The organism is Pseudomonas versuta (genome assembly GCF_001294575.1).
Lineage (GTDB): Bacteria > Pseudomonadota > Gammaproteobacteria > Pseudomonadales > Pseudomonadaceae > Aquipseudomonas > Aquipseudomonas versuta.
In genome coordinates this window covers 2,933,272-2,945,730 of the sequence record NZ_CP012676.1, presented here as the reverse complement: position 1 = coordinate 2,945,730, position 12,459 = coordinate 2,933,272, and the positions used below count along the sequence as shown (strand labels likewise).

Below are 12,459 nucleotides of genomic sequence, written 5' to 3'. Positions count from 1 at the left end.
CTTTTTGATTTTTCCTGTTTTCGTTATATCGAGATGTTGTTCTGCATCCGGTCTGGCAAACAACGCTTCAGATATTTTCGCCCCTTCAACCATGTTCGACGTATGTGCAGGCCCCTTGCGGTCTGTGCACCAGCACGAAGAGGATAGCCATGGACCAGCAAAATACGGATATCAGCGTACTGGCGGGAAACTCCCGCGTTTATTTGAATAATGACGCAGTGATTGTTGTTCAGGCACAGTTGCACGCCTTTGATGCGGCACTGCGGTTCAGCCGGCAATGCCTGGATAACGGACGAACGCTGCCAAGACTGTCTGTGGCGTTCGATCACTTCGGCATATTTCGCCTTCAGTTTCTGGATCAAAACCTCTCCAATGCCCAAAAACGACGTCCGCGTCTGAGCCATCTCCATCCGTCGATACGGCACATCTTCCAGCCTGTCGCTGACAGGTACCGGATAGCACTCAGTGATATACGTGCGATCCACGAAGATTCTGCCCGTCAGCACCTTGCCCACACCCTGGCCACCGCCGACATTCCCGAACGACTCACCCGCAGGATGCTAACCGCAGCCCCGGCGCTGGGCGTGCATGCCGATCACGGGGATAAAGCACAAAAACTCACCTGCGCCGCCATCACCAAGGAGTATTTTGCCAGGGCCGCCGGCGACCATCGGCAGCCCAATACGCTGCTGGAGGTGTTCTTTGAGGACAGCGCCTGGTCCGACAGCCTGTCCTATGTGCGCGGGCTCCAGCTCAGTCACTTGCTGGGTGTCCCGGCCGCCATTCGATTGAATCTGGTCAACGAGGCGGGCGAAGTAAGGCAGGGCGAGCAGATGACCCCCCGTTGATCACCCTGAGAGCAACAGTCGTCGCCATCATGGAGTACGTGAAATGTTCAGCCAGCACGGTCCAATTTACCTGGATAACAACGCCACGACAGCATTGGATCCTGAGGTCCTTAAGGCCATGATGCCCTATCTGACCCGGGCTTACGGTAACGCTGCCAGCACCGGCCATGCCTTTGGCTGGGAAGCGAGCGCGGCCGTTGAGCAAGCCAGGGCAATGATTGCCAACGCCATCAATGCGGTCGGTCCGGCCGATATTATCTTTACGTCTGGCGCCACAGAGTCGGCAAACCTTGCCCTCTCAGGCCTTTTCCCCCGTGAGGGGGAAGAGAAGGGGCACATCATCACCTCGATGATCGAGCACAAAGCGGTGCTGGACTCCTGTGGCCGGCTCGCCGACGCAGGAACCTGCGTGACGTATTTGCCGCCGCAGCCAGACGGTATTGTTTGCCCGAACATTCTGTCCCGCGCCATCAGGGCCGATACACGTCTGGTCTCAATCATGGCGGCCAACAATGAAACGGGCACATTGCAAAAAATCGAAGAAATCGGTGCGATCTGCCTGAAGAGGAACGTACCGTTTCACACCGATGCCACCCAGGCGTTCGGCAAAGTCGCCTTTGATGTACGGCGCATGAATATCAGTCTGGCCACCTTTTCGGCCCATAAAATCTACGGCCCCAAGGGCGTCGGCGCGCTTTATGTCAATACGGCCGATCCGCGCCTGACCCTGTCGCCACTCATTGTCGGAGGGGGGCATGAGCGGGGCTTGCGTTCCGGCACCCTGAACGTTCCGGGGATTGTCGGCTTCGGCCACGCCGCACAACTGGCAATGGAAAACCTGCCCGCGGAATCGGCCAGATTATGTGAATTGCGAAACAGGCTGCGCCAGTCCCTGATCGACACCATTCCCTGCACCCGGATCAATGGCCATCTCACGGAGTGCTTGCCGGGGGTGCTCAATGTCTCCTTTTCCGGTGTGGACGCCGGCTCGCTGCTGCTCGAGCTCCCGGATGTTGCGCTGTCTTCCGGGTCGGCCTGTACCTCAGCGCAGCCAGCCCTGTCACACGTGCTCCTGGCCATGGGGGCCAGTGATCAACAGATCCGTGCCAGCGTGCGCATAGGGGTGGGCCGGTTCAATTGCGAGAGTGAAATACGTTACGTCAGCCAGCGGCTGGCAGAGGCGGTGAAAATCCTGAGGTCCATGGCCCCCGGTTCATTCAGCACGCCGGCAACCAATACGGGAAACTGAACCATGCGCCACACATCAATGCCATTTATCCTGCTTGGCACGCTGTTCACCGCCGGCGGGTACGGCGCCACTTTTCTGATCTCTGCCTGGTTCCGCGCCCAGGGTGGCAGCGATGTGGATGCCGGTACGACCCTCAGCCTTGCGCTGATCGGTACTCTGATCGGAGTTCCCCTGGTGGGATGGTTCGCCGGAACAATCGACGCCGCGCGCCTGGCGGCCCTCGGGGCGCTTGGGCTGGCCTGCGGTTACGCCCTGCTGGGCAGCCTGGATGGCGTTGATCCCGTGTATCTGCCCCGGCTGGCCGCACTGCTGATTGGCCTCGGTTGGGGCATGTTCTATCTCGGTGCCCCGCTGGCTTTGTCCGAGCGGCTCAGCGATGCCGAGCGGGGGGCCGGTTTTACCCGTTTCAGCGCTTTCCAGATGACCGGCATTTGCGCCAGCCCCATCCTGCTTGCCGTGGCGATGGAGCAGGGCGGGTTTGCCCTCGAAACAACCTTCCTGTGGGTGGCCGCCATGGGGCTGACGGCCTGTCTTTTACTGGGAACCTTTGCTGTCAGGGAGCCGCGCTTGCGCCGCGAAACTTCACTGCGACCCTGGATAGGGAAAATCACCACGCTCGCCAGGAGCAGCGTGATCCGGCCCATCGTGATGGTCGGATTGGGCGGGGCAGTATTTTCCGGGATGATGGCGTTCCAGGATTCGCTTACCGAGGGCACCCGGGCCAGTGCCAGCACCTTCTTTGCCGTGCATGCCGGCACCGCCGTGGTATCGCGGCTATTACTGGCGCGTCACCTGTCGCTATGGCCACGGACGCCATTAATTATCTGTTTGCTGGGCTGTCTTATCGCCGGTCTGGTTTGTCTGCTGGGCATGCCGGTGCATCCGGGGTTTCAGATTGCCGCGGCTGTCCTCACGGGCGCCGGCTATGGCCTGTTGTATCCGGTGATCCAGACCTGGGCGGTCAACCTTTCGCCGCTGGAAGACCGCCATGCGGCCCTGACCTGGTTTGTGGTTGCCTACTTTGTCGGCATATTCGGGTTTCCGGCCTTCGGTGGCTGGCTATTGGTGACAGCCGGCAAGACCTGGTTCATCTGGGCGCTGGTGGCCCTGGCTGCTCTGGAACTGGCGGTGGCGGTGGCGAGAAAGCCTCAGACCGCCGGCCGGCCGCTGCCCAGCCCCGAGTAACGGCTCCTTTGGCATGGATGCCATGTCAAGCGTCACCCTCCTTCCCCGGTTTTCCTGCCCCATGACTTCGATGCCTGTACACAGGGCTACTGTGCAACCAGGGTGTAGATCCCGTTCACGGGTTCGGGCCAAATCTGCGACAATCCGCCCCCTGCATTTACGAAGACTTTTGCGCACCTGATGACTGACGAATCGCCTGCTATCGACCAACTGTTGAAAAACCTTGATCAAGCCATGATTGCCGACCGCCACAAGTTGCGCCGGCAATTGCATGAGCTGCGCAAAAAGCCTGAGGACGTTGCCAAATTGGCCGCATGGGCCGAGCGGGTGCAGGCGTCGTGCGCGCAGGTGAAAGCGCGGGCGGCCAGCGTGCCGCTGATTCGTTATGACGAGAATCTGCCGATTGCCGCCAAACGCGATGAGATCAAGGCTGCGTTGCTCAAGCATCAGGTGCTGATTCTGGCCGGTGAGACCGGCTCGGGCAAAACCACCCAGTTGCCGAAAATCTGCCTGGAGATCGGTCGCGGTCAACACGGTTTGATCGGCCATACCCAGCCCCGTCGAATCGCGGCGCGCAGCGTAGCCAGCCGGGTGGCCGAAGAACTGGCCACGCCGCTGGGCGCGCTGGTGGGTTACCAGGTGCGGTTTGAGGATCAAAGCGATTCCAACACCCTGGTCAAGCTGATGACTGACGGTATCTTGCTGGCCGAAACCCAGCACGACCGTTATCTGGAACGCTACGACACGATCATCGTCGACGAAGCCCACGAACGCAGCCTGAACATCGATTTCTTGCTGGGCTACCTGAAAATCCTGCTGCCGCGTCGGCCGGATCTCAAAGTCATCATCACTTCGGCCACCATCGATCTGGAGCGCTTTTCCAAGCACTTCAACGATGCACCGATTGTCGAGGTGTCGGGCCGCACCTTCCCGGTCGAGACCTGGTATCGCCCGCTGACCTCGGAGCAAGATGAAGAGGGCAACAGTGTCGAGGAAGATTTGAGCGTCGACCAGGCGATCATTGCCACCCTTGATGAAATCGCCGCCTTTGAACGCAGTGAGCGCAAAAGCCCCGGCGACGTGCTGGTGTTCTTGCCCGGTGAGCGGGAAATTCGCGACGCCGCCGAGATGCTGCGCAAGGCGCAACTCAAGCACACCGAAATCCTGCCGTTGTATGCACGGCTGTCACCCGCCGAGCAGCAGCGTATTTTCCAGTCCCACCCCGGGCGGCGCGTGGTGCTGGCAACCAACGTGGCTGAAACCTCGCTGACGGTGCCGGGCATTCGCTATGTGATCGACAGCGGCACCGCCCGTATCAGCCGCTATAGCTATCGGGCCAAGGTTCAGCGCCTGCCCATCGAAGCGATTTCACAGGCCAGTGCCAATCAGCGTAAAGGCCGTTGCGGTCGGGTTGAGCCGGGTATCTGTGTGCGTTTGTACGCCGAAGAAGATTTCAACGGGCGCCCGGAATTTACTGATCCGGAAATTCTGCGGACCAACCTTGCCGCCGTAATCTTGCAGATGTTGCACCTGCGTCTGGGCGAGATTACTGCGTTCCCGTTTATTGAACCGCCGGATGGCAAGGCCATCACTGACGGCTTCAACCTGTTGCAAGAGCTGTCGGCAGTCAATCGCGAGAATCAGCTCACGCCGCTGGGGCGTCAACTGGCGCGCTTGCCGGTGGACCCGCGCATGGGCCGCATGCTGCTGGAAGCGGCCAGGCTTGGCAGTTTGCAGGAGGTGTTGATTGTTGCCAGTGCGATGTCGGTGCAAGACCCCCGTGAACGTCCGCCCGAACGCCAGCAGGCGGCGGATCAGGCCCACGCGCAATGGAAAGACGTGGACTCCGATTTTGCCGGGCTGATCAATGTCTGGCGTGGCTTTGAAGAGCAGCGCCAGGCCTTGACCGCGAGCCCGTTGCGCAACTGGTGCCGCAAGAACTTCCTCAATTACCTGCGGCTGCGCGAATGGCGCGACTCACACCGCCAATTGAGTCTGATCTGTCGCGACATGCAGTTGACGATCAATAAAGAACCGGCCGACTACCCCAAGCTGCATAAAGCGGTGTTGTCCGGCTTGCTTAGCCAAATCGGGCAAAAGACTGAAGAGGGTGACTATCTGGGGGCACGTCAGCGCCGGTTCTGGATTCATCCAGCCTCCGGCCTGGGTAAAAAACGCCCGCAATGGCTGATGACCGCCGAACTGGTCGAGACCACCAAGCTCTATGCGCGGATGGTGGCCAAGATCGAGCCGGACTGGATCGAGCCGCTGGCCGGGCACCTGATCAAAAAGAACTACTTCGAGCCGCACTGGGAGAAGAAGCGCGGACAAGTGGTGGCCTTTGAGCAGATCACCTTGTTCGGCCTGATTGTGGTCGGTCGCCGTGCCGTTCATTACGGGCCGATTGACCCGGTGATGTCGCGCGAGCTGTTCATCCGCGAAGGCCTGGTGCGGGGCGAAATCCAGTCGCGGGCCAAGTGCCTGACCGCCAATACCCAACTGCTGGAACAACTCGACGAGCTGGAGGCCAAGGCCCGGCGCCGCGATATTCTGGCCGACGAAGAAACCCTGTACGCGTTCTACGACGCGCGCCTGCCCGCTGAAATTCATCAGACCGCGACCTTCGACAGCTGGTATCGCATCAACAGCCAGAAAGACCCGCAGCTGTTGATCATGCGCGAAGAAGACGTGCTGGCCCGTGAAGCCACTGAAATCACCGCCCAGCATTTCCCGGACACCCTGCATCTGGGGGATTTGACCCTGGAGCTCAGTTATCACTTTGAGCCCAACCACCCCCGTGACGGGGTAACGGTCAAAGTGCCTGCGCCGTTGCTCTCGGTGTTGCCGCCAGAGCGTCTGGAGTGGCTGGTGCCGGGCATGATCGAGGCCAAATGCATTGCTCTGGTACGCAGCCTGCCCAAGGCGCTACGGAAAAACTTTGTTCCGGTACCGGACTTCGTCAAGGCCGCCTTGCAGCGCATGGCCTTCGCCGAAGGCTCGTTGCCCCAGGCGCTGGGCCGTGAGTTGTTGCGCATGACCGGGGCACGGGTGAGCGACGAGGCGTGGACTGAAGCGGCGCAGCAGGTGGAAAACCACCTGAAGATGAACCTTGAAATTGTCGATGGCGAAGGCAAGTTCCTTGGCGAAGGCCGCGATCTGGCCGAGCTGACAGCCCGCTTTGCGCAAGCCAGTCAGGCCGCGTTGGCGGTGCCGCAAACAGCGAAAAACCAGCAGCCGGTCGAGGCCAAAGTGTTTGCCCCGGTGGCTGAAAAAACCCAGCAGAAGATTGCCGGGTTGTCGATGACGGTTTATCCGGCATTGGTAGAAGAGGGCAACACCGTCAAGGAAGGTCGTTTCTCGACGCCGGCCGAGGCTGAATATCAACATCGACGGGCGCTTCAGCGGTTGTTGATGCAGCAACTGGCCGAGCCGGCCAAATTCTTGCGCGCCAAGTTGCCGGGGCTGACTGAACTGGGACTGCTGTATCGCGAACTGGGCAGGGTCGAGAGTCTCGTGGAAGACATTCTGCTGGCCAGCCTCGATAGCTGCATCCTTGAAGGCGAAGCCGTATTGCCGCGCGATGGCGCGGGCCTGGCTGCGCTTGCCGAGCGCAAGCGCGGGGCCTGGACCGAGCATGCCGAAAAGCTGGCCAGACTGACGCTGGATATTCTCAAGCTGTGGCACGGGCTGCAAAAGCGCTTCAAGGGCAAGATCGACCTGGCTCAAGCGGTTGCCCTGAATGACATCAAGCAGCAGCTCGGCAATCTGGTGTATCCGGGTTTTGTCCGGGAAACCCCGGCAGTCTGGCTCAAGGAGCTGCCGCGCTACCTCAAGGCCATTGAAATTCGCCTGGAGAAACTCCCCGCTCAGGTCCAGAAAGACCGGGTCTGGAGTGGCGAGCTGAGCGGTTTGTGGGCGCAGTATCAGGCCCGGGCCACCAAGCACGCCCAGGAAGGCAAGCGCGACCCGCAACTGGAGCTTTATCGCTGGTGGCTGGAGGAATATCGCGTATCACTGTTCGGCCAGCAGTTGGGAACCAAAGTGCCCATTTCGGACAAACGCCTGAGCAAACAATGGAGCCAGGTGGACGCCTGAATACCCTGCAGGAGCGGGCTTGCTCGCGAGCTCTTTAGCGGCTTGAAAGCTCGCTCCTGCAGAGATGGACGATCGTGAAGTAACGCCAAAAGTTGCCGTTTATGGCAAACTTCGTCGCTATCACTGCCTGAAATGAATTCAATACCTTCTGTTTGAACAGAATAAGAGGAACGACCGTGCATAACGTCGTCATCAGCGGCACCGGCCTGTACACCCCGGCCAACAGCATCTCCAATGAAGAGCTGGTGCAGTCTTTCAATGCCTATGTACAGCAGTTCAATGCGCATAACGCCGCCGCCATCGAAGCCGGAGAAATCGAACCTCTGGCCGAGTCCAGCGCAGCCTTTATCGAAAAGGCCTCAGGCATCAAAAGCCGCTTTGTGATGGACAAGGCCGGCATCCTGGACCCGCAACGCATGCGCCCGCATTTGCCTGAACGCTCGAACGACGAAATGTCGATTCTCTGCGAAATGGCCGTGGGCGCCGCCAAACAGGCGCTTGAACGTGCGGGTAAAACCGCTGCCGACATCGATGGCGTTATCGTTGCCTGCTCCAACCTGCAACGTCCGTATCCGGCCATTGCAATTGAAGTTCAGCATGCGCTGGGTATCCAGGGTTTTGGCTTTGACATGAACGTCGCCTGTTCTTCGGCGACCTTCGGCATTCAGACCGCCAGCAACAGCGTCCAGCTGGGGCAGGCCCGCGCGGTGCTGTTGATCAGCCCTGAGGTGTGCACCGGCCACCTGAACTTCCGCGACCGCGACAGTCACTTCATCTTCGGCGATGCGGCCACCGCAGTGGTGGTTGAACGTGCCGATCTGGCCACTTCGCCGCATCAGTTCGACATTGTCAGCAGCAAACTGCTGACCACGTTCTCGAACAACATCCGCAACAACTTCGGTTTTCTCAACCGTGCTTCTGACGAATCCCCAGACAGCCCCGACAAGCTGTTCGTCCAGGAAGGCCGCAAGGTATTCCGTGATGTGTGCCCGATGGTGGCCGAGCTGATCGCTCAGCATCTGCAAGAGAACCAGCTCGATGTGGCTGATGTGAAGCGCTTCTGGCTGCACCAGGCCAACCTGAGCATGAACCACCTGATCGTCAAGCGCCTGCTGGGCCGTGAAGCCTCGATCGAAGAAGCGCCAGTGATTCTCGACACTTACGCCAATACCAGTTCGGCGGGTTCGGTGATTGCCTTCCACACGTATCAGGACGACCTGCAAAGTGGCGCACTGGCAGTGCTCAGCTCCTTCGGTGCGGGCTATTCAATTGGCAGCGTGATTCTGCGTAAACGCTGATTCCTATCCTCTGCAGGAGCGAGCGTTTAAAAAGCTCGCGAGCAAGCTCGCTCCTACAGAACAGTAAGCAGAGGCACCCATGGCGGCTGACGATACGGAACTGCTCAAGCGTCTACTGGCCGGGGAACAGCAGGCGTTCAGGGAACTGGTCAGTACTTATCAGGGGCCATGCGTGCGGTGGCCTACGCCATTGTTGGCAGTCGGCATGCTGACGAAGCCGTGCAGGATGCCTGGCTGTCGGTGGTACGCAATATTGGCGGATTTGAATCGCGCTCGAGCCTGAAAACCTGGCTGCTGACCATTACTGCCAACGCTGCCAAAAACCGTTACAAGCAAAATCGCCGGGAAGTTCTGCTCGACGATTTACCTTCGCCTCACGGCACGATCGACGATGATCGGTTTTCCGCTGATGGTCACTGGCTGCTCGCGCCCCTGGCCTGGCATCAGGACACCCCTGAAGCCTTGCTCGCTGAAAATGAACTGCGTGAGTGCCTTGAGCACACGCTGCTCAGCCTCCCACAGTTGCAAAGCAGTGTGCTGGTGTTGCGTGAGCGTCAGGGGCTAGCGCTGGAAGAGATTTGTAATCTTCTTGATATATCCCTCTCCAATGTCAGGGTGCTGGTACATCGGGCCCGGCTTAAAGTCTTCGCGACCGTGGAGCATTTCGAGGAAACCGGTGAATGCTGACCTGCAAGCAATACGTTGCCCGGTCGAGTGATTATCTGGATGGTCAACTGACATTTCGTCAGCGCTTGAGGGTGCGCCATCATTTGCTATTTTGTCCGAACTGCAGACGTTTTACCCGGCAAATGCGTTTGATGGGGGCAGTGCTTGCAGCGATGCCTGAAGAGCCGTCGATCGATCCTGAGGTGACGGTCAAAAGGATGATGCGCGAGCGGTCAGGCGGGGAATGAAACGCCAAGTGAAGGCGTCGTCGACGGATAAGAGGGGATCGACGCTACCTTCACTCAACGGTTTGCTCTTAGAACTTGGCTTCTACATCCAGTTGCAGGGTGTTGGCGTTGGCATCTTTCTGGGTAGTGGTCGCGTAATCGGCCTTGGTCAGGAAGTACGTAACGCCGACACCAAAGTTCTTGTCGATCTCGTAGCCCACTTTGACTTTGTGCCCGCGTGAACCGGTAGTGCCGTTGGCAAAGTCAGAGTCTGTAAAGGCACCCACCACCGCGTTACGCTGAATATCGCGGTAGTTGTAGTCCAGGCTGAAGGCGTTCAACTTGCTTTTGAAACCCACCAGCCAGGCGTTGTCTTGATCACTGTCGGTGGCTGCGTTGTGTACGTATTGACCGTACAGCGACAGTGGTACCGGCAGGTTGGCGATATCGATCTGACCGAAGCCTTCGTACAGACGGAATTCGTCGGTGCTGTTGCCGTTAACGGCCAGCGCGCATGGCGTGGTCTTGGTGCCGGTAGTAGGGCAGGCGCTGTCCTTGTCATTGTTGTAGCTGTAAACACTGCCGCCCAACGTCACTTTCAGGCTGTCGGTCGGTGCGAAACGGGCGCCCAGCTGGCCTGCATACAGGCTCAGGTCGTTGCGAAACTGCACACCTTCGCCGTCGACGTTGTCCTTGAGAGTGTAGTAACCGGCGCTACCGAACATCTCGATGCCGCTGTTACCCAGGTTGTGCTTGTAAGTGGCCGCCAGACCTTCAGGGTTGATATCGCTATCCCAGATCACGTCGCCCATGTTGACCCAGGGTTGCGGCATCTTGCCGCCGATCAGGTGCAGGTCCTTGACGGCTGTGGGGTGATAGTCGATGTAGGCCTGATCGAGCCACAGTTGTTTCTTGTCGAAATAGTTGTCCAGGTCCTGGTTGGTGGAGCGTGCATCGTCGCCTCCACCAGTGGCAATGCGGATACCGGTGTTCACTTGCGGGTTGATTTCGGTATAGGCGCCCAGGCGGGCACGGATTCGTTGGCGATCCTTGTTTTTACCATCGGATTCGCCATCGATTTTGACCGTTTCCTGACGAACCCGGACGTCGCCCTTGAATTCAGTCTTGGCAGCCCAGGCCACTTTTTGTTCGAAGGCGCTGAGGTCAGATTTTTTCACCTGATTGGCGACTGCTTCTTGTTGGGCCTGTTTCTCACTGGTCAGTTCGGTTTGCAGTTCGGCATATTGGGCCGGCGAAATGGAGCCGTTGGCTTTAAGCATTTCGAGCAATTTGGCATCGACCCCGGCACTTGCCGGAACGCTCATGGCCAATACCAGCCCCCCACACAGTCCCGCCGCAACCCGTGTAGATACAAGACGCATATGAAACTCCCAGTGTCGAGATGGCCCAGGCCATCTCAGAAAAATTCGGCCCTTGATGGGCTCGCATTAATGAAGCTGAGGCTGCTGCAGTTACACCGCTCATAGCCCCGTGTTCTAAGAAGCGGCGCCAGTATCGCGGCTGGATATGACAGAAAAGTGGCAAAGTGATAGCAAGTCTGTGACAGCAAGTCAGGCGCTCGCAGGGTCGTAGGGTCAGTGATCGCAATCTGTCAGCCGAGCCCTGTTTTGAAGGTTTACGATCGCTTCGCAATCGGACGTCGTCTGCGGCAACGGCTACGTGACAGCCTGTGGGTTGCACGGCATTGCCAGCCCGGCATCAGGTGCTACCATCGCCGCTCTATGCCGCACTCCGGGGACAACCAATGCCGTTACACCGTCTGGACAGCCTGGGCGCCATCTCGGCCCATGAATGGGATGCACTGGTGCCAGTGGCTCAACCGTTCCTGCGCCATGCTTTTCTGAGTGCGCTGGAAGACAGCGCCAGCCTGGGGCCTCAGTCCGGCTGGCAGCCCGAGCACTTGCTGCATTATGAAAACGGCCAGTTGCTGGCAGCGCTTCCCAGTTATCGAAAATGGCATTCCTACGGTGAATACGTGTTCGATCATGAATGGGCCAATGCTTGCGAGCGGGCGGGCATTGAGTACTACCCCAAACTGCTGACTGCGGTGCCGTTCAGTCCGGTCAGCGGTCCGCGATTGCTGGCAGCCAGTAGCGCAGACGGGCTTGAATTGCTTGGCGCCTTGCCCGGTTACCTGGAGATAGAAGGGCTCAGCAGCGCCCATATCAATTTCACCGATGAGCTGGCCGATACCGCATTGTCACAACAGCCCGGCTGGCTGCAGCGGCTGGGCTGCCAGTTTCATTGGCAGAACCGCGGGTACCGTGACTTTCAGGATTTCCTCGATGGATTGAGTTCGCGCAAGCGTAAGCAAATGCGCAAGGAGCGCGAGCAAGTGGCCGGGCAGGGGTTTGAGTTTGAATGGCTAGAAGGTCATCAAGTGAGCGAAGCGCAATGGGATTTCGTTTATGCCTGCTATGCCAATACCTACGCCGTGCGTCGACAAAACCCGTACCTGACCCGTGAATTTTTCAGTCTGCTGGCCGAGCGCATGCCCGAGTCCATTCGTGTCGTGCTGGCCAGGCAGGGTTCAAACCCGGTGGCAATGGCCTTCAGCCTGATTGGCGGTGACAGCCTGTATGGACGCTATTGGGGTGCCTGGGCGAGTTCGACCGATTGCACTTCGAAACCTGTTTTTATCAGGGCATGGATTACGCCATCGCAGGCGGCATTCAGCGCTTTGACGCCGGTGCGCAAGGTGAGCACAAGCTGATCCGCGGCTTTGAGCCGGTCATCACCCATTCCTGGCATTACTTGCGCCATCAGGGTTTGAAAGCGGCAGTCAGCGATTTTCTGGCGCGTGAGCGGGTGGGGGTGCTGGCGTATGCCGAAGAGGCGAGGTCGGCTCTGCCTTACCGGCAGGCCTGATC

Annotated in this window: 7 protein-coding genes and 2 pseudogenes; 8 read left to right on the top strand and 1 reads right to left on the bottom strand. The window is 58.9% G+C overall.

What is annotated here, in order from left to right; all coding sequences use genetic code 11:
• Positions 1–149: 149 nt before the first annotated feature.
• The 7 genes and pseudogenes from AOC04_RS13115 to AOC04_RS13085 all read left to right on the top strand — a co-directional run bounded on the left by AOC04_RS13115 (position 150) and on the right by AOC04_RS13085 (position 9,589).
• A complete protein-coding gene (locus AOC04_RS13115) occupies positions 150–848 on the top strand; it encodes a hypothetical protein (RefSeq protein WP_060694027.1) in 699 nt (232 codons plus the stop codon).
• Between the two features lie 43 nt (positions 849–891).
• Complete coding sequence (locus AOC04_RS13110; RefSeq protein WP_060694024.1) at positions 892–2,097, top strand: cysteine desulfurase family protein; 1,206 nt, start codon at positions 892–894, stop codon at positions 2,095–2,097.
• A 3-nt stretch (positions 2,098–2,100) separates the two neighbouring features.
• Positions 2,101–3,282: an MFS transporter gene (locus AOC04_RS13105; RefSeq protein WP_060694021.1), complete on the top strand. Its 1,182-nt coding sequence runs from the start codon at positions 2,101–2,103 to the stop codon at positions 3,280–3,282.
• Between the two features lie 180 nt (positions 3,283–3,462).
• Positions 3,463–7,377 carry an ATP-dependent RNA helicase HrpA gene (hrpA, locus tag AOC04_RS13100; protein WP_060694019.1) on the top strand — a complete coding sequence of 1,305 codons (3,915 nt, stop codon included), beginning with the start codon at positions 3,463–3,465 and terminating at the stop codon, positions 7,375–7,377.
• Between the two features lie 176 nt (positions 7,378–7,553).
• Positions 7,554–8,675, top strand: coding sequence for a beta-ketoacyl-ACP synthase III (locus AOC04_RS13095; protein ID WP_060694018.1), 1,122 nt, complete (start codon positions 7,554–7,556; stop codon positions 8,673–8,675).
• 79 nt (positions 8,676–8,754) lie between these two features.
• Positions 8,755–9,362 (top strand): annotated as a pseudogene (locus AOC04_RS13090) (RNA polymerase sigma factor).
• Complete coding sequence (locus tag AOC04_RS13085; protein WP_060694015.1) at positions 9,356–9,589, top strand: zf-HC2 domain-containing protein; 234 nt, start codon at positions 9,356–9,358, stop codon at positions 9,587–9,589. The pseudogene AOC04_RS13090 and the gene AOC04_RS13085 overlap by 7 nt, the downstream one beginning before the upstream one ends.
• Before the next feature lie 68 nt (positions 9,590–9,657).
• Here the strand turns inward: AOC04_RS13085 and AOC04_RS13080 are convergent, their stop codons facing one another.
• Entirely contained in the window at positions 9,658–10,950 is a 1,293-nt protein-coding gene (locus AOC04_RS13080; RefSeq protein ID WP_060694013.1) for a putative porin, read from the bottom strand.
• A 383-nt stretch (positions 10,951–11,333) separates the two neighbouring features.
• Here AOC04_RS13080 and AOC04_RS13075 point away from each other — a divergent pair.
• Positions 11,334–12,457 (top strand): annotated as a pseudogene (locus AOC04_RS13075) (GNAT family N-acetyltransferase).
• Positions 12,458–12,459: the final 2 nt, after the last annotated feature.